23 protein-coding genes are annotated in these 23,307 nt (G+C 56.4%); 8 read left to right on the forward strand and 15 right to left on the reverse strand.

What is annotated here, in order from left to right; translation table 11 throughout:
- Positions 1-40 precede the first annotated feature (40 nt).
- The 4 genes from BUA39_RS04390 to BUA39_RS04405 all read left to right on the forward strand — a co-directional run bounded on the left by BUA39_RS04390 (position 41) and on the right by BUA39_RS04405 (position 2,971).
- On the forward strand, positions 41-484 hold the full coding sequence (locus BUA39_RS04390) for a MaoC family dehydratase (RefSeq protein WP_072791315.1): 444 nt from the start codon (positions 41-43) through the stop codon (positions 482-484).
- 62 nt (positions 485-546) lie between these two features.
- Positions 547-1,479 carry a bifunctional riboflavin kinase/FAD synthetase gene (locus tag BUA39_RS04395; RefSeq protein ID WP_072791317.1) on the forward strand — a complete coding sequence of 311 codons (933 nt, stop codon included), beginning with the start codon at positions 547-549 and terminating at the stop codon, positions 1,477-1,479.
- On the forward strand, positions 1,476-1,949 hold the full coding sequence (locus BUA39_RS04400) for a YcgN family cysteine cluster protein (RefSeq protein WP_072791318.1): 474 nt from the start codon (positions 1,476-1,478) through the stop codon (positions 1,947-1,949). The genes BUA39_RS04395 and BUA39_RS04400 overlap by 4 nt, the downstream gene beginning before the upstream one ends.
- Positions 1,949-2,971 (forward strand): threonine aldolase family protein, encoded by a 1,023-nt coding sequence (locus BUA39_RS04405; RefSeq protein WP_072791320.1) that lies wholly within the window; start codon positions 1,949-1,951, stop codon positions 2,969-2,971. Before BUA39_RS04400 ends, BUA39_RS04405 begins: the two co-directional genes overlap by 1 nt.
- Here BUA39_RS04405 and BUA39_RS04410 read toward each other — a convergent pair whose 3' ends face one another.
- The 7 genes from BUA39_RS04410 to BUA39_RS04445 form a co-directional block, all read right to left on the reverse strand.
- Complete coding sequence (locus tag BUA39_RS04410) at positions 2,972-4,420, reverse strand: TrkH family potassium uptake protein (protein ID WP_072791322.1); 1,449 nt, start codon at positions 4,418-4,420, stop codon at positions 2,972-2,974.
- Positions 4,421-4,469: 49 nt separating this feature from the next.
- Positions 4,470-4,853: a lysozyme inhibitor LprI family protein gene (locus tag BUA39_RS04415; RefSeq protein WP_165610479.1), complete on the reverse strand. Its 384-nt coding sequence runs from the start codon at positions 4,851-4,853 to the stop codon at positions 4,470-4,472.
- A gap of 16 nt (positions 4,854-4,869) precedes the next feature.
- Complete coding sequence (folE2, locus tag BUA39_RS04420) at positions 4,870-5,970, reverse strand: GTP cyclohydrolase FolE2 (RefSeq protein WP_072791325.1); 1,101 nt, start codon at positions 5,968-5,970, stop codon at positions 4,870-4,872.
- A gap of 101 nt (positions 5,971-6,071) precedes the next feature.
- A complete protein-coding gene (gene metZ, locus BUA39_RS04425) occupies positions 6,072-7,259 on the reverse strand; it encodes an O-succinylhomoserine sulfhydrylase (RefSeq protein WP_072791327.1) in 1,188 nt (395 codons plus the stop codon).
- 234 nt (positions 7,260-7,493) lie between these two features.
- Positions 7,494-8,102 (reverse strand): inner membrane-spanning protein YciB, encoded by a 609-nt coding sequence (locus BUA39_RS04430; RefSeq protein WP_072791328.1) that lies wholly within the window; start codon positions 8,100-8,102, stop codon positions 7,494-7,496.
- A gap of 315 nt (positions 8,103-8,417) precedes the next feature.
- A complete protein-coding gene (gene ftsY / locus BUA39_RS04440; protein ID WP_072791331.1) occupies positions 8,418-9,578 on the reverse strand; it encodes a signal recognition particle-docking protein FtsY in 1,161 nt (386 codons plus the stop codon).
- 107 nt (positions 9,579-9,685) lie between these two features.
- A complete protein-coding gene (locus tag BUA39_RS04445; protein WP_072791333.1) occupies positions 9,686-11,371 on the reverse strand; it encodes an NAD(P)H-dependent oxidoreductase subunit E in 1,686 nt (561 codons plus the stop codon).
- Between the two features lie 186 nt (positions 11,372-11,557).
- On the opposite strand from BUA39_RS04445, the gene BUA39_RS04450 reads away from it, so the two are divergent.
- Entirely contained in the window at positions 11,558-12,628 is a 1,071-nt protein-coding gene (locus BUA39_RS04450; RefSeq protein ID WP_072791334.1) for an alkane 1-monooxygenase, read from the forward strand.
- On the opposite strand, the gene xseA is transcribed toward BUA39_RS04450, so the two are convergent.
- The gene (gene xseA, locus BUA39_RS04455) at positions 12,625-14,133 is read right to left on the reverse strand and encodes an exodeoxyribonuclease VII large subunit (RefSeq protein ID WP_072791336.1); all 1,509 of its coding nucleotides are present in this window, start codon (positions 14,131-14,133) and stop codon (positions 12,625-12,627) included. The two genes, BUA39_RS04450 and xseA, sit on opposite strands and share 4 nt — an antisense overlap.
- A gap of 99 nt (positions 14,134-14,232) precedes the next feature.
- Between xseA and purD the strand changes: the two genes are divergently transcribed.
- Entirely contained in the window at positions 14,233-15,495 is a 1,263-nt protein-coding gene (gene purD / locus BUA39_RS04460) for a phosphoribosylamine--glycine ligase (protein ID WP_072791338.1), read from the forward strand.
- A gap of 84 nt (positions 15,496-15,579) precedes the next feature.
- On the opposite strand, the gene BUA39_RS04465 is transcribed toward purD, so the two are convergent.
- Together BUA39_RS04465 and BUA39_RS04470 are read right to left on the reverse strand one after the other, a co-directional pair.
- On the reverse strand, positions 15,580-16,344 hold the full coding sequence (locus BUA39_RS04465; RefSeq protein WP_072791339.1) for an FG-GAP repeat domain-containing protein: 765 nt from the start codon (positions 16,342-16,344) through the stop codon (positions 15,580-15,582).
- The gene (locus BUA39_RS04470) at positions 16,344-16,667 is read right to left on the reverse strand and encodes a 2Fe-2S iron-sulfur cluster-binding protein (protein WP_072791341.1); all 324 of its coding nucleotides are present in this window, start codon (positions 16,665-16,667) and stop codon (positions 16,344-16,346) included. Before BUA39_RS04470 ends, BUA39_RS04465 begins: the two co-directional genes overlap by 1 nt.
- A gap of 222 nt (positions 16,668-16,889) precedes the next feature.
- On the opposite strand from BUA39_RS04470, the gene BUA39_RS04475 reads away from it, so the two are divergent.
- A complete protein-coding gene (locus BUA39_RS04475; protein WP_072791342.1) occupies positions 16,890-17,429 on the forward strand; it encodes a peptidoglycan-binding domain-containing protein in 540 nt (179 codons plus the stop codon).
- Positions 17,430-17,491: 62 nt separating this feature from the next.
- Here BUA39_RS04475 and BUA39_RS04480 read toward each other — a convergent pair whose 3' ends face one another.
- On the reverse strand, positions 17,492-18,901 hold the full coding sequence (locus BUA39_RS04480; protein ID WP_423219928.1) for a Do family serine endopeptidase: 1,410 nt from the start codon (positions 18,899-18,901) through the stop codon (positions 17,492-17,494).
- A 462-nt stretch (positions 18,902-19,363) separates the two neighbouring features.
- Here BUA39_RS04480 and BUA39_RS04485 point away from each other — a divergent pair, with 462 nt between their 5' ends.
- Positions 19,364-19,681 (forward strand): hypothetical protein, encoded by a 318-nt coding sequence (locus tag BUA39_RS04485; protein WP_072791346.1) that lies wholly within the window; start codon positions 19,364-19,366, stop codon positions 19,679-19,681.
- Between the two features lie 2 nt (positions 19,682-19,683).
- Here the strand turns inward: BUA39_RS04485 and BUA39_RS04490 are convergent, their stop codons facing one another.
- From BUA39_RS04490 to gor, 4 genes are all read right to left on the reverse strand, one after another.
- Complete coding sequence (locus tag BUA39_RS04490; RefSeq protein WP_072791347.1) at positions 19,684-19,878, reverse strand: DUF2065 domain-containing protein; 195 nt, start codon at positions 19,876-19,878, stop codon at positions 19,684-19,686.
- A complete protein-coding gene (gene hflC / locus BUA39_RS04495; RefSeq protein ID WP_072791349.1) occupies positions 19,875-20,756 on the reverse strand; it encodes a protease modulator HflC in 882 nt (293 codons plus the stop codon). Before hflC ends, BUA39_RS04490 begins: the two co-directional genes overlap by 4 nt.
- On the reverse strand, positions 20,753-21,886 hold the full coding sequence (gene hflK, locus BUA39_RS04500) for an FtsH protease activity modulator HflK (RefSeq protein WP_072791350.1): 1,134 nt from the start codon (positions 21,884-21,886) through the stop codon (positions 20,753-20,755). The genes hflC and hflK overlap by 4 nt, the downstream gene beginning before the upstream one ends.
- Positions 21,887-21,951: 65 nt before the next feature.
- Positions 21,952-23,307 (reverse strand): glutathione-disulfide reductase, encoded by a 1,356-nt coding sequence (gor, locus tag BUA39_RS04505; RefSeq protein ID WP_072791352.1) that lies wholly within the window; start codon positions 23,305-23,307, stop codon positions 21,952-21,954.

The raw sequence follows: 23,307 nt of genomic DNA on the forward strand, positions 1-23,307 counted from the left end.
GCGCCCGATTTATTACTGGCCCGTCTGGGCGGAGGGTGACATGTTGGATAATTTGCCACGCGGAACGATCTGCATCGAAGATATCGAGATGGGCATGGTGCGCTATGTGCAGAAGGTTGTGACCGACGCTGATATCGAGAAATTCTCGGAGGTATCAACAGACCGCAACCCGGTGCATCTGGATGATGACTACGCGCAGGACACGATCTTTGAAGGCCGTATCGCCCACGGCATGCTGACCGCTGGCTTGGTCTCTGCCGTGATCGGAGAGCAACTGCCGGGTCATGGCACGATCTACATGAGCCAGTCGCTGAAATTCCTCGCCCCCGTGCGCCCCGGCGATCTGGTGCGCGCCGAGGTCGAGGTGACCGGGATTGAAATCGACCGGCGCCGGGTCAAGCTGGATTGCCGCTGCATGGTGGATGGCAAGAAGGTTCTGATCGGCGAAGCCATGGTGATGGCCCCGTCGCGCAAGTTCGACTAATCACGCTGAATTAGCGCGGCTAGGTGCTTGCATGCCTGCACATGCGGCGCTAACCCTGCGCCATGCGGATTATTCGAGATTATCAATTCGTCACCCCAGAAGACCGAGGCGCAAGCGCTGCCATCGGTAACTTCGACGGTGTGCACATCGGGCATCAATCCGTCATCGAACTGGCGCGCAAAGCGGCCCCCGGCGCACCGCTGGGTGTGATGACATTTGAACCCCATCCGCGAGAGTATTTTGCACCCGATGCCCCACCCTTTCGGCTGGTTAGCGCGGCCACGCGCGCGCATCGGCTGCGCAAGCTTGGGATAGAGCGCCTGTATGAACTTCCTTTCAACACCGCGCTTGCGGGGCTGGAACCACGCGCCTTTGCTGAACAAGTGATTGTCAAAGGCCTGGGTCTGCGCCACGTCGTGGTCGGAGCGGATTTCTGTTTCGGCAAAGGCCGCGCTGGAACGGCCGATGACCTGCGCCGATTTGGCGAAGAACTCGGGTTCGGCGTGACCATCGCACCTTTGGTGACCGGCGGAGATGGGCAGGTGTCCTCTACCAATATCCGCCTCGCCCTGTCCGAAGGCCGACCGCGGGATGCGGCTGCTATGCTCGGCCACTGGCACCGGATCGACGGCCCGGTGATTGGTGGCGAACAACGCGGGCGAGAGTTGGGATTCCCAACTGCCAATATGTCGATCGAAGGGCTGCACCCGCCGAAATTCGGCGTTTATGCGGTGCTGGTCGACGTGCTGGAAGGCCCGCACGCGGGCACCTATCATGGCGCGGCATCCATCGGTGTGCGCCCGATGTTTGGAGAAAACCGGCCCAACATTGAAACCTATCTGTTTGATTTTTCAGGCGACCTATACGGAACCGCGTTGTCTGTCGGTCTGGTGGATTACCTGCGACCGGAACAGAGGTTCGACGGGCTGGAGGCTTTGGTCGCGCAGATGACGGAAGACTGTGCAACCGCTCGCACGATCTTGGATCAGCTATGAGCAAAGATCCCATCGACCGTACCGGACTGAAGCGCCGCTTTTGGGAGAAAAAGCCGCTGACAGAGCTGTCCGAACAAGAGTGGGAAGCGCTGTGTGATGGCTGTGGCAAGTGCTGCCTGAACAAACTGGAAGATGAAGACACCGGAGAGGTCGCCCTGACCCGTGTTGCCTGTCGGCTGCTAGACGATAGCACCTGCCGCTGCGCGCAATATGACATTCGGCACCACTTTATCCCCGAATGCATCGTTCTAAAGCCCGACAATCTGGATACCCACGCCTATTGGATGCCCCAGACCTGCGCCTATCGGCTGTTGTGGGAGGGCAAGCCGCTTTATGACTGGCACCCTTTGATTTCCGGCACTGCCGAGAGTGTGCATGAGGCGGGCGTATCCGTGCGCGATATGACGGTTTCTGAATTTGAGACCCCCATCGAAGAATGGGAAGACCACATCATCGAGGAACCGATTTGATGCATTTTGCCTCAGACAATGCCGGAATTGCGCACCCCACAGTGATACAGGCCATTGTTGAGGCAAATGAAGGCTACGCGCTTGGTTACGGGCAGGATGACCTTACCAAAGCGGCGGTTGCACAGGTCCGCGCCGCATTTGAGGCCCCAGAGGCAGCTGTTTATTTCCTCCCTACCGGCACCGCTGCGAATGCGCTGGCATTGGCCTGTTTGACGCGCCCTTATGAAACGATTTTCTGCGCTCCAATGGCCCATATCCAAGAGGACGAATGCGGCGCGCCAGAGTTCTTTTCGGGCGCAAAGCTGACCCTTGTCGGCACCGAGGACAAAATCACGCCCAAGGCACTGCGCGCCGCTATTGACCAGTGCGTAACACGAGGGTTTCAAGGTGTGCGCCCCGGTGCCCTGTCACTGTCGCAGGTCACTGAATTCGGTCAGGTCTATACGCTGGACGAAATCCGCGCCTTGACCGAAATCGCACATAAGGCCGGAATTCCGACCCATATGGATGGCGCGCGCTTTGCACATGCTTGCGTCGCGTTGGGTGTCAGCGCCGCCGAGATGAGTAGGCAGTCGGGCATTGATGCGGTCAGTTTTGGGGCGACCAAGAACGGCTGTCTTGGCGTTGAGGCGATGGTGCTTTTTGATCCCGCGCGCGCTGACGAGCTTGAAGCGCGGCGCAAACGTGGCGGGCATCTATTGTCCAAGCAACGCTTTCTTTCGGCACAAATGCTGGCCTATTTGATTGACGACCTGTGGCTGACCCTTGCGTCTCAGGCGAACGTAAAAGCTGCCGCACTGGCAAAACAGCTCTCTGAGATAGATGGCGTTAGCCTCGCCTACCCGTGTGAGGCCAATATGATCTTTGCGCACTTCTCCCGGCCCAAATGGGACACCATCAAAGTCAGTGGTGCAAAGGTCACTTTGGTCAGCGAAGAAAGTGACCAAGTGATGCTGCGTCTGGTGTGTGATTGGGCGTTGCCAGAAGACGACATAGAGCGATTTCTGAAGCTGCTCCGCTGATCACCCGCGCCAGAACTGCGGTGTCAGCATGGCGTAAACCGCGAGCAATTCCAAACGCCCCACCAGCATTCCAATCGCCAGTAGCCATTTTGCCGTGTCATTCAGCGGTGCGAAGTTTCCGGCGGGACCAATGATATCCCCCAACCCCGGCCCAATATTGGCAATCGCAGCGGCTGCGCCAGAAAGCGATGTGACAAAGTCCAAGCCCGTCAAACCAAGCAAAACGGCAAGGACGCCAAGGGTCACGATGAAGAACACGAAGAACACCATGACTGAATTCAAAACATCCTCAGACACCGCGCGGCCATTGTAGCGCGGGGTAAAGATGCCGCTGGGGGTATGAATTTTCAGGATTTGTACCCGGATGGCGGAGAACAGCAATTGATAGCGGAAGATCTTGATGGAGCAGGCCGTTGACCCCGCGCAGCCACCGATCAGGCCGATGAAGAAAAACAACGACACTAGGAAGCCGCCCCACAGCATATAGTCTGCACTGGCGTAGCCGGTTCCGGTTGTCAGCGATGTAACATTAAACAAAGCCTTTCGAAAGGCCGCTTCGGGGTTCTGTGTTTCGGTGAGCGACAACACCAGAGACACAACAACCACAAGGACAAAGATCGTGGCAAAGAATGTCAAAATTTGTCGGTCTTTGAACAAAGGTTGCGCGGATCCATTCACCAGCTGCACGTAACGAACAAAGGGGAGTGCGGCCAATAGCATGAACGACGCCCCGGCATATTCTGCAGCCCCTGTGAAGGCGCCGAATGAAGCGTCGTAATTGGCAAATCCCCCGGTTGCGATGGTCGTGAACGCGTGCACGACAGCATCAAACGGCTCCATCCCAACCATGAGGTAGACGAGGAAACAGAGGAATGTCAGCGCGACATAGATCGTTGAGACCTGCCCCGAGATTTCGGTCGCCCGGGGAAGGATTTTACCAAAGGTATCAAAGCCTTCTGAGCGGAATATCTGCATCCCGCCAACGCGCAGTTCGGGCAGGAACACCATCGCCACAACGATGATACCAATCCCGCCAAGCCATTGCAGAATGCCGCGCCAGAGCAGGATGCCCTTGGGCAAGGTCTCTAGCCCGGAGAACACCGTCGATCCGGTTGTCGTCAGCCCCGACATGGCCTCGAAAAACGCGTCCACGACACGCGCCTCTGTCGCGCCCAGAATGAAGGGCAAGGCCCCAAACAGCGGCAACGCCAGCCAGACACCTGTGGTCAGAACAAAGGTCTGATGCAGGGTCAGCCCAGGGCGATTGCCGTCCTGACAGGACAAGGCCACCAAGCCGCCGGTCAGGAAGGTAAACAGCGCGCTTTCCAGAAACGCGGGCCAGTGACCATTGCCGTCGATCATATCGACCACCATCGGGATCAACATGGTTAGCCCAAGCATGGCCACCATCAGGCCAATCACATATCCGACAGGTCTTAGATCAAACATTGGTTGCAGGGTTGGCTTGCTGCGCGCGCACTGTCAAGCGATTGAACGCCTAGAAGGCTTCGGCAAAGAGGCGCAGCGCCTCTGTTCGGCTTTGGGTTTCGCGCTCAAGGCAGGTGGAATAGATCAAAGGTTGCATAGAGCCGCCGCGAAACAGCAGGCTTTCGACCTCGCAGGCTTTGTCGCGATAGGTAATCCAAGCCCGTTGGGCATCGCGCAAAAGCGTCTCCGCAGCGATGTCGCCCTCGGCAAGATATTCATCCATCGCCTGTGCAGCGCTAACGGCCTGCTGGTAAGCGTCGTTTAGTGCGTGATCCGCCTGCAAGTAAGACTGATGTGCACAGCGGTTCATGGCGTGCTGGGTGAAAGCATTTTCGCAATCGACATCCTCTGCCGCCAAAGGCGCAGCGAACATCAAAAGAACAGCGACCAGCAAAGGCCCGCCCTGCCCCCTAGCCAACATGAAACAGCGTTGTGAACAGCTTAGGATCAATCGAGCCGCTGACAAAGGTGTCGCCCTCCGTCAGGATCGACACGGCGTCATGGCTGTGCAGGCTTTCTTGATGGCTGGCAATCACGCGGAAATCGCCGATACGCTCATCCTGCTGCAATTCCCGGCAGAAAAGCCGCGCCGCGTCTTCGACGAAAATCGGGTTGGCCGCGTTGAGTTCGGCAAACGCCTGTTCGTCTTCGCGTTTCACCATCACTTGCGTTTCGGTTGGGACAGCCCGACGGGCCATTTCGATCAGGTCTTCAAACCACAGTCGCTGAAGGCTTTTGGTCACGACTGATATCCGCGCGACGGAGCGTTGGGAATGTGGTGTGGCCAGTTGCCCCCGAGCCTGACGCGCGTGTTCGGACAGTTCAAGAGAACATGGGCATGTGGACGAATAGACATAGTCCAGATGCATGATCTTCAAGGGCTGCCCGCCGGTTTCCACCTTTTCCATCGCGAGATCGTAATATTGATATCCTTCAAGCCCCGACCGCAAAGATGGGATTTTCATCGGATAACGAAAGCGCATTTGGATGCGGGCATCAAAGCTGCCGAGGTCCGCCTTGTAATCGGCCAATGCGTGTTCCAGCACCTCGAAGCTAAATGTTTTTTCGGCATGCTTATAGAAAGACCGCATAATGCGGCTCATATTGATGCCTTTTTTGTCCTCTTCCAGACTGACAGTGCCGGTGACCGAGGTCTCAAGCGTCACGTCGCCGCCCTCTCGGGTGCGATAGGTGATGGGCAGACGGAAATTGGAAATGCCGACGTGCTGAATCTGCTTCTTCGCGCCTTTGATCAGGCTGGTCGGACCGTTCTGCAGATCAGGCAAGGTCGCCTTATAGGCTTCGTCGGCCACAAAATCATCGGGATATGACCGCTTTAGGTCAGGGTAGTTGGACACTTCTTGACCGGGAATGAGCCGCGCGACGGCCGGGTCCAGCTCTGCAATTTCGGTGGGGCTGGCCGCTTTGGCCCAAGCGCGCAATTTCTCAAGCGCTTCCAGAGCGTCTTCTTTTGTCATCGGCGTATCGGCCTTCGACGACTGGATATTCATAGGCGTTCCCTTTTCGCGACCTACTGCTCATTACCTTACAGCTTTAGATCGCGAAATACCAATTGCACTGCTTTTGAAGCCAAAGGCGACACAATCGCGAATTACGACTGTGACGCCTCTAGGGCGCTCAAAACATCAGCAAGCAAATCTTCCGCATCTTCGAGGCCAACAGAAAAGCGGATCAGACCTTCGGTGATACCCAGATCTTGCTTTTGTTCATCGCTCAGACGCTGGTGTGTGGTGGTCGCCGGATGGGTCGCAATGGATTTCGCATCACCCAGATTGTTGGAGATCACCGGTATTTGCAGCGCGTTCAGGAATTTGAAAGCCGCGCCTTTGCCGCCTTTGATGTCCAGCGAAAAAACTGTGCCGCCATGGCCGCCAAGCTGTGTTTGAACCAACGCGTTCTGCGCATGGGTTTTCAAACCCGGGTAGAGCGTGCGCAAAAGCGCTGCGTGCCCATTGACCTTCTCGGCGATTTTCAGAGCGCTTTCCGCCTGTGCACGCACCCTCAGGTCGATGGTTTCAAGCCCCTTCAGCATGACCCACGCGTTAAATGGCGAAAGAGAGCCGCCGGTGTGTTTCATGTAGGTCTCAAGCGGTCCCCGGATATAGTCTTTTTTCCCGATCACCACGCCGCCCAACGCACGGCCCTGCCCGTCGATGTGTTTCGTGGCAGAGTACACAACGACATCCGCCCCCTGCTCGATTGCCTTTGAGAACACAGGGGTCGAGAAGACATTGTCCACAACAACCATCGCACCCACGGAATGGGCAATTTCGGACACGCCGGCGATGTCGATGACTTCCAGCGTCGGGTTGGACATGGATTCAAAGAAACAGACCTTGGTGTTGTCGCGCACTGCCGCGCGCCATTCGTCAAGGTTCGGGCCGTCGACAAAGGTGACCTCTACGCCCAACTTCATCAGGATGTTTTCCAGAATGTGCAGACAGGAACCAAAGAGGGCTTTGGCCGAAACCACATGGTCACCGGCTTGAACCAGAGACATCAGCGCCCCGTTGACCGCCGCCATGCCAGACGCTGTTGCAAACGCGTCCTCTGCGCCTTCCAAAAGCGCGATCCGCTGTTCGAACATGGAAACTGTTGGATTGCCGTAGCGTGCATAGATGAACTCATCCGGGCCGGATTCAATGAATCGCGCCTCAGCTTGTTCGGCGTTTTCATAGACAAACCCTTGGGTCAGAAAAATCGCTTCGCTGACCTCATTATACTGGCTGCGGCGAATGCCGCCATGCACGAGCTTGGTCCGGTTTTTCCAGTCGTTCATCGTCTTCTCCTTAGTGCCCGGGTCCCTGCCCGGCGCAACAAAAAACCCCCACACGGCCAAGCGTAAGGGGGTCCTTCCGTCCTGACCTCTTTAGCGGAATTCGGGTTTCAGCCTGAAACCACGTGGCCCGCAATCCGGTTACAAATCGCCACGGATCGGATGTAACGCTGCGTCAAAGTCTGGTCAATAGACTTTGCGGCAAAGCGCGTTCAATTCGCGCCGCAACTTTGGGTATCAAACGTCCTCGCCGCTGTCCTCCAGCGCGTATTTGGACAGCACCCCGGCTTGCGTCATAAAGAATAGGAATACCGCCGCCGTCAGACCGAAGGTTTTGAAATAGACCCAAGTGTCCGTGCTCTGCGTGCGCCAAATGACTTCATTCAAAATAGCCAACGACAGGAAGAACGCGGTCAAGCGCTGCGTCAGCTTCATCCATCCCTCGTCCTGCAGGGGCAGAACCTCTTCCATGACGTATTTCAAATAGCTTTGCCCACGCAACAGGCCAAAGCCCAGCAGCCCCCCAAACAGCAGGTAGATCATCGTCGGCTTCATCTTGAAAAACCGATCATCATTCAGCCAAACCGATAGACCGCCAAAAACGGTGACAAGTATGACTGTCGCAACCTGCATCTTGGACAGATGACCGGTGAGGCGCCAAAGGATGAATGTCGTCAGCGCAATAAGCGGCACAAAGGCAGCCGTGACCACGATGAACCCATCATAGGCCGTGCCGCCGATTGTAAAGCTTTGATCACGTAGCTTTAGATAGCCCGCGAAAAAGAGAATGATTGGCCCCAGTTCAAGCGCCATTTTCAGCATGGGATTGATTTGCTTTCCAGCCATTGGGCGCTCCTTAGTTGGTCTCAGTTGCATCGGCCGCGAACCACAGAAAACCCAGCCCAATGATTGGCGTCAACATGAACGCCAATAGCAGCCAGGGCCACCTTCTTCGACCTTTTGCAGGGGCCATTCTCCAAATTAGTCGAAACATCTCAATGTTTACCCACCAAAACAACAGGATAACCAAGAGGAAGGCAAAGTCTATGAATCTGAGTTGCTCTAATAATGTCAAATCTGCTCCTTAACGGGGACGTCTTGGCCTCGGACACAATACAGTTAATTCAAATGCCAACCGCACACCCAGGATGCTGAAGAACCTCAGGTTTTTTCTACTCCAGTCAACGCCTGTGCAAAGTCGTGCGGATCAAACGGCGCGAGGTCGTCGATCTTTTCGCCAACGCCAATCGCGTGGATCGGCAAGCCGAATTTATCCGCCAAAGCAACAAGCACACCACCCTTTGCGGTGCCGTCGAGTTTGGTCATCACCAGCCCGGAAACATCCGCGAGTTTTTGGAACGTTTCGACCTGGCTGAGGGCGTTCTGGCCGGTGGTCGCGTCAAGCACAAGCAAAGTGTTATGCGGCGCGGTTTCGTCTTTTTTGCGGATCACACGCACAATCTTGGCGAGCTCCTCCATCAGGTCCTGCCGGTTCTGCAAACGCCCTGCTGTGTCGATCATCAAAAGGTCAGCGCCCATCTCTTGCGCTTTGGTCATGGCGTCAAAGGCCAAAGATGCGGGGTCTGACCCTTCGGGAGCCGTCAAGACAGGGACGCCCGCGCGGTCGCCCCAGACCTGAAGCTGTTCAACTGCGGCGGCGCGGAAGGTGTCGCCTGCGGCGATGACAACGGATTTACCTGCATCTTTGAACTGGCTCGCCAATTTGCCGATGGTCGTGGTCTTGCCAGAGCCATTCACGCCAACGACCAGAACCACTTGCGGGGTCTGCGGATAAAGCGGCAGGGGTTTGGCCACGGTTTCCATGATCCGGGCGACTTCATCTGACAGGATCTGTTTGATTTCTTCGGTCGAGACTTTTTTGCCAAACCGCCCCTCGGCGATATTGGCCGTCACACGCAACGCGGTATCCACACCCATGTCCGACGCGATCAGCAACTCTTCGAGTTGCTCAAGCATATCGTCATCCAGCGTGCGTTTGATCACGGGCTTCGCGGGCTGGCGACCCGTCAGTCGCCCAAGAAGGCTTGGCTTTTCAACCGGTTTCTCAGGCACCTTTGGCGCGGCTGCGGTCGGTTCAACGCGCGGTTCGGGCTCAATCGCCGCCGGAGCAACCTCAGCAGCGGGTGGTTCCGGCGATGGCGGCGCTTGCGGAGTTTCGGTCTTTTCAGATGCTTCGGCAGGCGCTTCGCTTTGCGTTTCCGAAATCTCTTCTCCACCGTCTTCCACAATCGCATCCAGCCCCTCTTCGAGGCGCGATGAGGATTTGAACAAGCGGTCTTTGAGTTTTGAGAGAAACGCCATGTGGCCTCCGGGAATTGCCGTCCCACTCAGTTAATGTGGATTAGGGCAATTGAAAAGGCCGCGCATCGGGTGACACGCGGCCTTTTGGCAAATCTATGGGGCGCGGCTTAGATTTCGTCCGCGAAGTGCTTGATCGTCAGTCGGATCGGGTTCGGCGCCGCCTGTCCAAGACCACAGATCGACGCGTCAACCATGGTTTGTGACAATTCTTCCAACAGGCCCGTGTCCCATTTGTCTTGCGACATCAGTTTTACGGCCTTCTCACAGCCCACACGACACGGGGTGCACTGGCCGCAGCTTTCGTCCTCAAAGAACTTCAGCATATTGATCGCGGCCTGTTTGGCGCTGTCTTTTTCTGAAAGAACCACAACGGCTGCAGAGCCAATGAAGGTGCCATGCGGCTGCAACGTGTCAAAGTCCAGCGGGATGTCGTTCATGCTGGCCGGCAGCAAGCCAGAAGACGGGCCGCCCGGCTGATAGGCTTTGAAGCTGTGGCCATCCAGCATCCCGCCAGAGGCTTCGATGATATCATCAATTGTGGAACCAGCTGGCAGCAGATGCACGCCCGGATTTTTCACACGACCCGACACGGAATAAGAGCGCAGACCAATGCGACCGTTCTTTTCAACCGAGTTCAAGCATTCCGGCCCTTCGCGATTGATCTTACAGACCCAATAAAGTGTCTCGACGTTGTGCACCAAGGTTGGGCGACCAAAGATGCCTACCTGCGCCACAAATGGCGGGCGGTGGCGCGGCTCTCCGCGTTTGCCTTCGATGGATTCGATCATCGCGCTTTCTTCGCCGCAAATATAGGCCCCGGCCCCGCGACGCAGGTCGATATAGCCCGGCTCGACAATACCCGCATCCTCAAGCGCCTTGATTTCACGGCGCAGGATTTCCAGAACCGCCGGATATTCGTCGCGCATATAGATAAAGGCTTTCTCGGCCTCGACCGCCCAGGCGGCGATCAGCATGCCTTCAAGGAAGACATGCGGCGTGCGTTCCAGATAGTAACGGTCTTTGAAAGTGCCCGGTTCGCCTTCGTCGCCATTCACGGCCAGATAGCGCGGGCCTTCGTTCATGCGCACAAAGCCCCATTTCTTGCCAGACGGGAAACCCGCGCCGCCAAGACCCCGAAGGCCTGCATCCAGAACCTTGTTCTGCACGGCTTCCCAGTCACCGTTCTGGCGCAGTTCTTTCAGCGCCGCATAGCCACCTTCGGCCTCATAGGTTGCGAATGTTTCATAGTCAGGAACATGCGCGTGGGTATCATCCGCAGCAATCGCCGCCTGCACCTTTTCAGGTGTCGCATGGTCAATGTGGTTGTGCCCGATCTCAAGCACCGGCGCGGTATCACAGCGGCCCATACAGGGCGCACGCACAACACGCACTTCTGCCGGATCAAACCCGTCTTCGAGCGCTTTCTGAAGCTGTTCGGCCCCGGCCAATTCACACGACAGACTATCACAAACACGGATGGTCAGCGCAGGAGGCGGGGTTTCATCCTCACGCACAACGTCGAAATGGGCGTAGAAACTGGCAACTTCGTACACCTCGGCCTGACCGACACGCATGATTTCTGCCAGCGCACGGATGTGGCGCGCGGCCAAATGCCCATAGTGATCTTGGATCAAGTGCAGGAATTCGATCAGCATGTCCCGAGACACGTCGCGCCCCGCAATCAACGCGTTGACCTCGTCCAGTGCGACATCGTCGACCTGACGGCCTTTGGGGGTATGGCGGCCTTTGCCCTTACCGGACTTCCAAACGCCTTTTTTGATTTGCTGAGTCATTTTTATTCCTGGCTGAAAAGCTGCCTTAATCGTAACGATGTAACATGGTAAAAAAGAGGTCAAAAACGACATTCACACGACAAGTTGCGCGCAAAACACCTGAGGAGCAACACTGAGACGTCTCAAATTTTCCTAAATTTGACGGCAGTACCCGATGGGAAATCCGCGCAGGTCAGGAGGCGATCAATGCTGTGGTTTAATTTGGCAACGGCTGTACCGGTTCTATTGTTGACGCTCGCTGGTTTTCTCGGTGGCGTTTGGGCGATTTTGGCCGTTGCTTACCTGACGATCTTTGTCTTCACGATGGATCGATTGATCAAAGGGGCTGCCGCACGCAAGAACTCAGACGGGGAGTTTCCGGCGGGTGTTGAACTGTCTGTTTTCCTTGGGTTTTCGCATATTTTCCTGATGACCGTTGCGGTTCTGGCACTTTCCGGAAAAACCGGGCTGGCGCTTTGGGAGAGGGCGGCTTGCCTGATTTTGTTTGGTCAGTACTTCGGGCAGGTGTCCAATGCCAACGCACATGAATTGATACACAAAGGCAATCGCTGGTTACGCCGCTTAGGTGTCGCCGTTTACACGACGCTGATGTTTGGCCACCACGCCTCGGCCCATGTCAAAGTGCACCATGTTTTTGCCGCCAGCCATCGCGACCCGAATTCGGCCTATATGGGCGAAAGCGTTTATCATTTCTGGCCGCGCGCTTGGTTTGGGTCTTTCGTCAAAGGGCTTGAGGCAGAGACTAAAGACCGTGCGCGCGCGAAAACCCCGCGTCCTCAGTGGACACACCCCTATTGGGGCTATCTTTTTGGGTCAAGCGTGACGCTTGTGGTGGCCTTTTTGCTGGCAGGCTGGATGGGTATCGCAGCGCTGCTAAGTGTTTGTCTTTACGCCACGCTGCAGCACCTCGCCAGCGATTACATCCAGCACTATGGATTGCGCCGCCGCCTGCTGGAAAACGGCAAATTTGAACCCGTTGGCCCAAAGCACAGTTGGAATGCGCCCCATACGTTTTCATCGGCTATGATGCTAAATGTACCGCGCCATTCAGACCACCACATGAATCCCCGCCGCAATTACACCGAATTGCGCTTGGACGAAGACGATGTGCCGATGTTGCCACGTTCACTGCCTGTGATGGGGATTATTTCCCTTTGTCCGCCACTTTGGCGCGCGATGATGGATCATCGTGTTCTGGAAGTGACCGGGCAAGTGCCGCCAGACTCCGACCCCGCAGCGGAGGCCCAGACCGCTTAGAACAGGCTGCCTTGGTCCGGTGGTGTTTGCTTGGTTTTTGGTGCTTTCTTCGCTGGCTTTGATGCTGGTTTCACTTCGCGGCCCCCTGCCACGGCATGTCGTCCATCTGCGAATTGGATCGCCAATTCACTTGCCTGCGCAGCTTCCTTGGTGCTGGTCACGACCTCATCGCCGTCCCAGACCACCGCATAGCCGCGCTCCAATGTTGCTTCGTAACCCAGCGTCTGGCGCAGGCGCTCCAACCCGTCAAGCTTGGTCGACCAAGCCTTGATCTGCGCCTCCGCGGAAGATTTGAAGCGATGAGTTACAGATGTCACTTTGTCTGACTTCCGCTCGATATCGCGCTTGATGGGTGTCACCGAAAGGCGGTCAGCGCGGCGTCCAAATTCGCTGCGTTTGCCGTCTATCATGCGCCGCAGGTTGTTCGGGCGCAGACCAGCGGCTTTGTCGGTCAGCCGCAGGCGGCGTGTGTCCACCGCAGCACGCAAAGCGCGCGGCAGCGCATCCGACGCTCGGTCAAGGCGCTGCCGTGGAGTGTCTAGCAAAGTCTCGGCCTTTGGCATTGCGCGTGTGAGATCACGCAGCCTTTGGCCACGTTGCGATACACCTTGTTCTAACGCGCGTGTCATCCGTGCGCCCTGCTCATCCACCCAAGCCAGCATCTCCAGACGCACGGGCACTGCAAGTTCTGCGGCTGCCGTGGGTGTCGGCGCGCGCCGGTCAGAGGCAAAATCAATCAGGGTTGTGTCAGTCTCGTGCCCGACCGCAGAAATCAGCGGAATTTCGGATGCCGCTGCCGCGCGGACAACGCTTTCCTCGTTAAAGCCCCAGAGGTCTTCGACAGAGCCACCCCCACGCGCGACGATAATCAAGTCGGGGCGTGGCAAGGCCCCACCCGGTGACAGCTTGTTAAAGCCTTCGATACCGCGCGCGACTTCTGGCGCGCATTTCTCCCCCTGAACCGCAACCGGCCAGATCAACACTTTACGCGGAAAGCGATCCCGAAGACGGTGCAGAATATCGCGGATGACCGCGCCGGACGGAGAGGTCACAACCCCAATCACCTCGGGCAGCATCGGCAATGGCTTCTTTCGCGCCGGGTCAAACAGACCTTCTGCCGACAGTTGCGCCTTGCGCTTTTCTAGCATCGCCATCAACGCACCAACACCTGCGGGCTTCATGTCTTCGATAACGATCTGATATTTTGACTGCCCGCCAAAGGTGGTGATCCGCCCGGTGGCGACAACTTCCATGCCTTCCTCGGGGCGCATGGGCAGTTTGGAGGCAACGCCTTTCCACATCACCCCGGCGATCACGGATTTGTCGTCTTTCAGGTCCAGATACACATGGCCCGAGCGCGGAAAGCTGACGCGCCCAATCTCGGCCCGGATTCGCACGTGGCCAAAATTGCCTTCGATGACTTTCTTAATGGCTCCAGAAAGTTCCGAAACTGAAAATTCCGGGGCGTTTTCGCCTTCTCTTGGATCGTCAAACAGTTCAGACATCCTGCCTCGCTTGATTGCTGGTTGCGCACAGACTAGAACGCCCCAAACAGAAGGCCAAGTCGATAGGCCAAACGAATACGCCATGTGGAAGGGCACCTGATGAACATTCTTATTCTCGGCAGCGGCGGACGTGAACATGCGCTGACTTGGGCAGTGAAACAAAACCCGAAATGTGACCGTCTGATTGTGGCCCCTGGCAACGCTGGCATTGCGCAGATCGCCGAATGTGCCACGCTGGATATCGTGGATGGTGGTGCTGTTGCGGCCTTTGCTGAAGAGAATGCCATCGACTTTGTGATCATCGGCCCCGAAGCGCCATTGGCCAAAGGTGTGGCGGACCGACTGCGCGATGCGGGGTTCTTGGTGTTTGGCCCGTCGGAAGGCGCGGCGCGGCTTGAGGCGTCTAAGTCCTTCACCAAGGAAATCTGCGACGCGGCCAAGGCACCAACAGCGGGCTATGGGCATTTCACAGATGCTGAAGCTGCCAAGGCGCATATCCGCAAAAACGGCGCGCCTATTGTGGTGAAAGCCGACGGTCTGGCCGCAGGCAAAGGCGTGATTGTGGCCATGGAAGAACAGGAAGCGCTTGATGCCATCGACGATATGTTCGGCGGAGCCTTTGGCGGCGCGGGTGCCGAGGTTGTCATCGAAGAATTCATGGAAGGCGAAGAAGCCTCTTTGTTTGTGTTGGTTGACGGCGAAGAAGTTCTGTCCATCGGCACAGCGCAGGACCACAAGCGCGTGGGAGAAGGCGACACCGGGCCAAATACCGGCGGCATGGGGGCCTATTCGCCTGCGCCGGTACTTTCCGCCGAGATTGAAGCCAAGGCCATGTCGGAAATCGTCAAGCCGACGATGGCCGAAATGGCGAAACGCGGCGTGCCGTTCCAAGGCGTGCTTTACGCGGGGCTGATGATCAAAGACGGCCAGCCGCGTTTGGTGGAATATAACGTGCGTTTTGGTGACCCGGAATGTCAGGTTTTGATGATGCGCCTTGGTGCACAGGCTTTGGACCTGATGCAGGCCGCCGCAGAAGGTCGGCTAAGCGAAGCGCAAGTGAACTGGGCTAATGATCACGCGATGACAGTCGTTATGGCCGCAAATGGGTATCCGGGAGCTTACAAAAAGGGCACAGAAATCAAAGGGCTGGACGCGATTGCCGATGACAGCATGAACGTTGTCTTTCATGCGGGCACCAAGGCCGAAGGTGAGAAAGTGCTTGCGACTGGCGGACGCGTGCTGAACGTAACCGCACGCGGCGCAAGCCTGCAAGAAGCCCGCGACCGGGCCTATGCGATGGTCGACGCTGTCGATTGGCCCGGTGGGTTTTATCGCCGCGACATCGGCTGGCGCGCGCTTTGATTTAAGCGCGGTGTCTCAGGAAAGAGGGGCGCTGCCCCTCGCCCTGCGGGCTCCCCCCGGAGTATTTTCACAAAGGTGAATGGGTCAGCGACAGGCCAATGCCGCTGCAAAGCTTTTCGGGCCTGCAAATGACGCGATGTCTTTGGCGACGGCTGAACTGCCATCAAACGTGACCGCAACAATGGTCTGCCAATTGGCCGTGGCGACAACCATTTCCGGCCCGTCGCCGCAGTCGCGGATGCCGCCAGAGATGAAGTCTTCGCCAATCCGGTGGTTTGTCACACCGTCTAGCTTTGCGACTTCGGTGAGGGTGCCCTTTTCAAATCGCCAAATACGAAGGGTTTTGGCGAGATGTGGCCGGTCAACATAGGCGATTTCAATTCGCCCGTCGCCGTCAAGATCTGCGGCCCCAACCGGGGCCAGCCAGCGGAACTTGCGCCCGATGAAGGGCGTCGCTGCGATCAGGCCGGTTTCATCATAAATCGCCAAACGTCCACCTTGGGTCTGGCTACTTTCGACAACGATAACCTCAAAATCGCCGTCCAGATCGATGTCAGCAAGGCGCGGAGCGAGGTCTTCGAAAACGCGGCTTTCGGGTAGAACAACGCGCAGTCGCTTGCCGCTTTCCAGCCGCAGCTCAAGCGCGCCCCATTCGATGTCGTCTCCAAGAACGGCGTGGGCATAGCGTGTGGTTGGGTCGGTAAACTTGGCTGACGTGATGTCGGCACCAGCGGCCATCGGCGACAACAACGCCACCCCAATCGCCAAAGTCGGCAATGCGCTGCGCAAAACTCGTTTCAGCAAGCGGTCCAGAAGACGCCGCGCCCCGGTCTGCGCCACAGGCACCATCAGATTTGTTTTTCCGGCATAAAGACTTTCAGACCATCCAATGCGTCGGTCACCTTGATCTGGCAGGTCAAGCGCGAGCGGGTCGGATCAGGCTCATAGGCAAAGTCCAGCATGTCTTCTTCCATATCATCGCGCGCGCCGAGCTTCTCAACCCAATCCGCATCCACGTAGACGTGGCAGGTCGAGCAAGCACATGCCCCACCGCAATCGGCTTCGATGCCCGGAATATTGTTGTCGCGCGCACCTTCCATCACGGTCAGTCCGCTGGCCACCTCAACAGTATGTTCAGTGCCGCCGAATTCGACATAGGTGATCTTTGCCATTCTTCTCGTCATCCCTTGCAAAAGTTGCACGTTACCTAATGTCGCCTCCTCTGGCTGACCAGCCCCCAATTGCAAGTTTTTGGTCACAGTTGCGATAGGTCCAATGCGCAAAATGCGTCCGGAATTACGACAATGATGATCACTTCCCATTGCACCAGCGTCCCGGGCTTTGCGACTGGGCCGAAACAAGCTATCACTGCAAAAACGCCCGAGAGGCCGAGCATGAAAGTTAACCCCCTCTTGATCTCGCTGATTGCGCTCTCCCTTGGCGCTTGCGCTGCTGGTGATCAATTTCGTGGCGGCGTCGATGCGCTGCGCGAACCTGAGGTAATTCAGGGTGCGGGACAACGGCCACCGGGTGCCTCGCCGGGGACGTGCTGGGGCAAAGCGGTATCGCCCGCTGTGGTGGAGACCGTCACCGAACAGATCTTGCTACAACCTGCCGAGGTCACAACCGACGGGCGGGTCCTGCAGCCCGCGATTTACAAAACCGAAACCGTGCAGCGGATTGTCAAAGAACGCCGCGAGACTTGGTTTGAAGCACCCTGCCAGGCCCAGCTGACATCAGAATTTATTTCGTCCGTACAGCGCGCACTGGCCGTGCGCAGCATTTATCGTGGGCGCATTACAGGGATCATGGACAGCCGAACCCGCGCTGCGATACGGCGCTATCAAGAGCCGCAAGGGCTGAACAGCGGTATCCTCGCGCTTGAGACCGCGCGCCAATTGGGACTGATCGCGGTTGCGCGCGACGCAGAATAACCCCACAAAAAAGGGCGCCGGAGCGCCCTTTTCTTTTTGGTGATCATGTTGATGCCTTGGGTCTATTCATCAATCCCAAGGGCCACAAACCGAGGTTCTCCGCCGCGATGCACAAGTAGAAGAATGGATTTGCGCCCCGCTTCTTTTGCGTCTGCGATCTGTTGCTCCAAATCGCTAATCGACAGCACTTCTTGTTGGCTTGCCTCCACGATCAGGTCACCCTGACGCAGCCCTTTTTCAAAGGCTTTCGAGGTCTCATCGACATTGGCAATCACAAGACCGGTCGCATCCGCATCTAGACCCAACTCATCGCGCAAAGCGCTGGTGACAGGGGTGACGGTGAGTCCAAGAATGTCTTTCTCGTTTGGTTCATCACTATTGCCTTCGGATGACGCAGGCACGGCCGTTTCAGCGTCTTCGCGACGACCCAAAGTGACCTTAAGCGTCTGGGTCTTTCCGTCCCGCAGAACCACAACGCGCACGGCTTTGCCGACCTCGGTGTTGCCGACGGTCCGGACCAATCCACGGACATCTTCGACCTCTTGGCCGTCAAATGTCAGGATGACATCATTCGCCTCGATTCCAGCCTCTTTGGCAGGGCCTTCCGGCACATTGGTGACAATCGCACCATTGGTGTTTTCAAGCCCTTCGATGGCTTCGACCATGTCTTCAGAGATGTTCTGAATTTGAACGCCCAACCAACCACGGCGGGTCTCGCCGAAATCACGCAGCTGATCGACAACGCGGGTGACGACGTTTGATGCCATCGAAAACCCGATGCCGATGGAACCACCGTTCGGCGACAAGATCGCAGTGTTCACACCCACAACTTCGCCATCCATGTTGAACAGCGGACCGCCAGAATTGCCTCGGTTGATGGCGGCGTCGGTCTGAATGTAATCATCATAGGTGCCCGAAAGCGCGCGGTTGCGGGCCGAGACGATCCCTGCTGACACAGAGAACCCCTGCCCCAGCGGGTTGCCAACGGCAAGCACCCAATCGCCAACACGCGCCGTGTCGCTATCGCCAAAGCTGACGAAAGGAAGCGGCGTTTCACTTTCGACCTTCAACAGCGCGATATCCGTATTCGGGTCTTTGCCAACCACCGTCGCGGGCAGTTCTTCTCCGGTGAAGAACTCGACAAGGATTTCGTCTGCGCCATCAATCACGTGGTTGTTGGTGACAACATAGCCGTCTTCTGAAATCACGAAGCCCGAACCAAGTGCCGAACTACGACGCGGGCGTGGCCCATCGCCTTCGCGGTCTTGGAATTCACGGAAAAAATCCTCAAATGGGCTCCCTTCTGGGACGACCCCACGCGGGCCAGTACGGCTCGCGACAACCGTCGAAGTGGTGATATTTACCACGGACGGGCTGACCTGATCAGCCAGGTCGGCAAAACTATCAGGTCGCGCCTGCGCGACCAATGTCTGCACCATCAGTGCGACAATCGTAAAAAACGACAGCCACATTGCTTTGGCGAGACCTAGCTGTGGCATTGGAACGGAAACAGCCTTTGGTTTCACTCCCTAAACTCCTTTGATCTGGTTTCCAGCACGCCTGCCCCCAATGCAGGCTCTGTTGCTTAACATAGGGCGCTTTTTCAGACCCACAACATCTTGCTTGTGCCTTCAATGGCTTGTGAACAATCCGTGAGAGAGAAACGGCCTGTTTCCAAATGACCACTGACGCCGCCTAATTTTTGTGCAGGCTGAGATTAATTGAAAATCCGTTCATTTACATACGGTTAAAAAATCGAGCACGCCGTTCTCAAAACCTATATCTGGACCGTATCTTTTGCTTCCATTCCGTGAAATGGTTCTTTTGATATATAAAAACCATTGTCAGAACACATCCGATTGACAAGTATCAAAGCAATACAACCGATATCGGAGATAAAATTACACGTTTCAAATTTATAGGCGGGCAACATTATGCATAAATGGTTCACCCAAAAGCTGAACGAGATGATTGGATTGGCGCATTACTGCCAGTTTCCAATTCTCAAAGCGCATTTCATCCTGACGCAAAAGGCCGTTGATGAAATGTATGGCAAATCCAACCCAGAAGATGATTGCCTCAAACAGATCTTACCGCTGCTGATCAGCCATTCCGAGAGCCGTGGCGACGATGATGTTCGTGCGCATCTGGAAGAAGCATTGGCTGCCGCGGAACAGAAAAGTGGGAATGTGGTTTCTATCAATTTCAGCGCATCCGCTTTGCCACAGACACAGTTTGGCAACAAGCGCTGACATTAATTCAAGACCTGTGCTGCCAGCACCAGCACCACGCCAAGTGACACCGCGATCCCTCCGATGGATCGTTTTTGGGTCACCGTAAGCTGAGCCAACATTTTCAGCACATCTTCGATACGCGAAGGGGCCAGCGCGAACGCCAGCCCCTCAACAATCAGTACAAGCCCGAAGGCCCAAAGAACAGTCGCGATCATTGCGCCCCGCGGTCGGACTTCAAATAGTTGAAGAACTCGCTATCAGGCGACATGACCATAGTCGAATTGTTCTCGAGCAATGAATTGCGGTAGGCCGCGAGCGAACGATAGAATTCAAAGAATTCCTGATCAGCACCATAGGCCTCTGCAAAAACCGAGTTTCTGTTGGCGTCCGCTTCACCTCGGATGATCTCTGACTGACGGCGCGCGTCCGAGACAAGCTCGACAACGGTACGATCCGCCTGCGCACGAATTCGCTGCGCGGCCTCTTGACCACGTGCGCGTTCATCGGTTGCTTCACGTTCACGTTCCGCGCGCATACGCGCGAAGGTGGCGTCCAGGTTTTCGCGCGGCAAGTCGGTGCGTTTCAGGCGCACGTCGATGACTTCCAAACCAAGACCGCGCGCTTCGGTGATTGCACCATTGCGAATGCGCAGCATCAAAGCGGCACGGTCGGTGCTAAGGATGTCGTTTGAGGCCACAGAACCCAGAATTTCCCGCGTCTGAGACCGCAAGATCGAGTCCAAACGACGACCTGCAACAGCAATCGCCTGATCCCCCGCAGCACCGGTCGCCTGACGGAACTGGTTCACGTCAGAAATGCGGTAGCGTGCGAAAGCATCAACAACCAAACGGCGATCGTCCAGCGGCGTTACTTCGATCGGATCAAGATCCCGGCTTAGGATACGATCATCATAGCGTGCCACATCCTGAATCAGCGGAATTTTGAACGCCAGACCCGGATCTTCTTTGACAGAGACAACCCGACCAAACTGCAGAACAAGAACTTGTTCACGTTCATCAACGATGAATATCGAGGACAGCGCCACAACAGCTGCGACGACGAGAGCAACTAGCAAACCCATTGCACGTGTCATTGGTTTGTCCCCTTTCTCAGTTCATTGATCGGCAGGTACGGTACGACGCCTTGGCCGCCAGATTGTTCATCAATGATGATCTTATCCACACGACCAAGCACTTCTTCCATGGTTTCCAGATACAGGCGTTTGCGTGTTACCTCTGGGGCTTTCCGATATTCTTCCAAAACAGCCTTAAACCGGCTTGCTTCACCTTCGGCTTGGTTCACAACCTGAGCACGGTAGGCTTCGGCTTCTTCCAGTGTCTGCGCAGCTTCACCGCGCGCACCCGCCAAACGGGCATTTGCGTAAGCGTCCGCTTCTTTCTGAGTCCGGTCACGCTCTTGCTCGGCGGCCTGAACATCACGGAATGCGTCGATCACCTGCGTGGGTGGGTCGGCTTTGTCAAAGTTCACACGCACGATGTTCACACCAGAATCATAGCTATCAAGCGTCAGCTGGATCAAATCTTTCAGACGTTCGGCAATCGATGCACGGTCCCGGTTCAGGATCGGCGCCAGATCAGATTGCGCGATGATCTCACGCATAGCTGATTCTGATACGGCGCGGATCGACAATTCAGCGTCGCGCAGGTTGAACAGAAATTTGTCTGGCGCGTTGATGTTCCAAACAACTTGGAAATCGATGTCGACGATATTCTCATCCCCGGTCAACATCAGCCCCGCATCAGAGCCACGCGCACCCACACCAATGTCTTCGGTCTGTTCGCGTGTCACCTGAATGACCTCGGCCGTGATAAATGGCCATGGCGCAAAGTTTAGACCGGGATCGCCGATCGAGGAGAATTCACCCAGAAACAGCTCTACAGACTGTTCTTCGGGCTTCACGGTGTAAAAGCTTGCCATGCCCCAAAGCACAACCGCTGCTACCACCCCCAAGCCGATGGTGCCTTTGCCAAAGCTTGGACCTGATCCGCCAGGTCCGCCGCGACCGCCGCCAGAGCGTCCGCCGCCTTTGCCGCCCATCAGGACGCGCAATTGGTCTTGGCCCTTTTTCATCAGGTCATCGATGTCAGGAATCTGCGGGCCGTCGTCCTGTGGGCGTCGGCCTCCGCCATTATTGCCGCGGTTGTCATCTCCGCCGCCTTTGTTTCCGCCGCCGCCCCAAGGGCCGCCATTGTTACCTGCCATAAAGGTATTTCCCCTTCCGTAATACACTTACGCACCACACTAACCTGTGTGGTGCGTAAAGAAAATCAACCCGTGCGGGTCGGTGTTTTCATTGTCACCAATTCTTCGGACATGGTCGGGTGTACCGCCACGGTCCGGTCGAAATCTTCTTTGGTCGCACCCATCTTCACGGCAATGCCTGCAAGCTGGATCATTTCACCTGCGCCCGGTGCCACGATGTGGCAGCCCAGAACCTTGCGTGTGGCTTGGCTGACAATCAGTTTCATCAACACACGCTCGGACCGGCCTGCAAAGGATTGCTGCATCGGCTTGAACGAAGTCGCATAGACTTCAATCGGTTCCTGCTCGCGCGCGTCTTCTTCTGAAAGACCAATGGTGCCCATCTCAGGTTGCGTGAAAATCGCTGTCGGGATCAACTCGTGATCCGGGCTTGTCGGATTGCCCTTAAAGACGGTTTCGACAAAGGCCATCCCTTCGCGGATCGCGACCGGCGTCAAGTTCGCACGGTCTGTCACATCGCCAATGGCATAGACCGATGGCACAGCCGTTTGGCTGTATTGATCGACGACAATCTCACCCTTGCGACCCAGTTCAATGCCAAGCGCCTCGAGTCCTAGACCATCAGAATTCGGTGCCCGCCCAGTTGCAAACATGACCTGATCGAACAGCTTTTCATCGCCATTTGTCGCCTTGACCCAAATCTTGTCGCCCTCTTTGCGCATCTCAAGGATGTTGGTGCCCAGATGTAGATCTACGCCGCGCTGGCACATTTCCTCAGACACCAAACCACGCGCCTCATCGTCAAAGCCGCGCAGGATTTGTGCACCGCGATAATACTGCGTCGTTTGCACACACATGCCATTCATAATGCCCGCGAATTCACAGGCGATATAGCCGCCACCGATGATCAGAATGCTTTCTGGCAGTTTTTCCAGATGGAACATCTCGTTCGAAGTGATCGCAAGTTCGATGCCCGGCATGTCGGGCAGGCTTGGACGGCCACCCGTCGCGATCAGGATATGTTTCGCGGTTTTCTTGGTGCCATCGGCAAGCTCTACCGTGTGCGCATCTGCCAGCATCGCGCGCTGGTCGAATGTTTCAACGCCGTTGTTGCCAAGGATGTTGCGGTAGACGCCTTCAAGCCGATCAAGTTCGGCATGCATTTTAGATTTGAACTTGTCCCAATCAAAAGCGCCGGGTTGAATGTCCCAGCCGTAGGACTGCGCATCTTCGACCATGCCGGAATATTCGCTGGCAAAGACCATCAGTTTCTTGGGCACGCAACCCCGGATCACACAGGTGCCGCCGTAACGGTCTTCTTCGGCCAAAGCGACCTTCGCGCCACCCTGCGCAGCGACACGTGCAGCTCTTACACCACCGGAGCCACCGCCGATGACAAACAAATCGTAGTCAAAACTCAT

The organism is Cognatishimia maritima (genome assembly GCF_900129685.1).
Taxonomy (GTDB): Bacteria; Pseudomonadota; Alphaproteobacteria; order Rhodobacterales; family Rhodobacteraceae; genus Cognatishimia; species Cognatishimia maritima.

Excerpts from the sequence above, each read along its gene's own strand:
- BUA39_RS04390 (WP_072791315.1), top strand. The coding sequence starts at position 41 with ATGTTGGATAATTTGCCACGCGGAACGATCTGCATCGAAGATATCGAG.
- BUA39_RS04395 (WP_072791317.1), top strand. The coding sequence starts at position 547 with ATGCGGATTATTCGAGATTATCAATTCGTCACCCCAGAAGACCGAGGC.
- BUA39_RS04400 (WP_072791318.1), top strand. The coding sequence starts at position 1,476 with ATGAGCAAAGATCCCATCGACCGTACCGGACTGAAGCGCCGCTTTTGG.
- BUA39_RS04405 (WP_072791320.1), top strand. The coding sequence starts at position 1,949 with ATGCATTTTGCCTCAGACAATGCCGGAATTGCGCACCCCACAGTGATA.
- BUA39_RS04410 (WP_072791322.1), bottom strand. The coding sequence starts at position 4,420 with ATGTTTGATCTAAGACCTGTCGGATATGTGATTGGCCTGATGGTGGCC.
- folE2 (WP_072791325.1), bottom strand. The coding sequence starts at position 5,970 with ATGAATATCCAGTCGTCGAAGGCCGATACGCCGATGACAAAAGAAGAC.
- metZ (WP_072791327.1), bottom strand. The coding sequence starts at position 7,259 with ATGAACGACTGGAAAAACCGGACCAAGCTCGTGCATGGCGGCATTCGC.
- BUA39_RS04430 (WP_072791328.1), bottom strand. The coding sequence starts at position 8,102 with ATGGCTGGAAAGCAAATCAATCCCATGCTGAAAATGGCGCTTGAACTG.
- ftsY (WP_072791331.1), bottom strand. The coding sequence starts at position 9,578 with ATGGCGTTTCTCTCAAAACTCAAAGACCGCTTGTTCAAATCCTCATCG.
- BUA39_RS04445 (WP_072791333.1), bottom strand. The coding sequence starts at position 11,371 with ATGACTCAGCAAATCAAAAAAGGCGTTTGGAAGTCCGGTAAGGGCAAA.
- BUA39_RS04450 (WP_072791334.1), top strand. The coding sequence starts at position 11,558 with ATGCTGTGGTTTAATTTGGCAACGGCTGTACCGGTTCTATTGTTGACG.
- xseA (WP_072791336.1), bottom strand. The coding sequence starts at position 14,133 with ATGTCTGAACTGTTTGACGATCCAAGAGAAGGCGAAAACGCCCCGGAA.
- purD (WP_072791338.1), top strand. The coding sequence starts at position 14,233 with ATGAACATTCTTATTCTCGGCAGCGGCGGACGTGAACATGCGCTGACT.
- BUA39_RS04465 (WP_072791339.1), bottom strand. The coding sequence starts at position 16,344 with ATGGTGCCTGTGGCGCAGACCGGGGCGCGGCGTCTTCTGGACCGCTTG.
- BUA39_RS04470 (WP_072791341.1), bottom strand. The coding sequence starts at position 16,667 with ATGGCAAAGATCACCTATGTCGAATTCGGCGGCACTGAACATACTGTT.
- BUA39_RS04475 (WP_072791342.1), top strand. The coding sequence starts at position 16,890 with ATGAAAGTTAACCCCCTCTTGATCTCGCTGATTGCGCTCTCCCTTGGC.
- BUA39_RS04480 (WP_423219928.1), bottom strand. The coding sequence starts at position 18,901 with ATGTGGCTGTCGTTTTTTACGATTGTCGCACTGATGGTGCAGACATTG.
- BUA39_RS04485 (WP_072791346.1), top strand. The coding sequence starts at position 19,364 with ATGCATAAATGGTTCACCCAAAAGCTGAACGAGATGATTGGATTGGCG.
- BUA39_RS04490 (WP_072791347.1), bottom strand. The coding sequence starts at position 19,878 with ATGATCGCGACTGTTCTTTGGGCCTTCGGGCTTGTACTGATTGTTGAG.
- hflC (WP_072791349.1), bottom strand. The coding sequence starts at position 20,756 with ATGACACGTGCAATGGGTTTGCTAGTTGCTCTCGTCGTCGCAGCTGTT.
- hflK (WP_072791350.1), bottom strand. The coding sequence starts at position 21,886 with ATGGCAGGTAACAATGGCGGCCCTTGGGGCGGCGGCGGAAACAAAGGC.
- gor (WP_072791352.1), bottom strand. The coding sequence starts at position 23,307 with ATGAGTTTTGACTACGATTTGTTTGTCATCGGCGGTGGCTCCGGTGGT.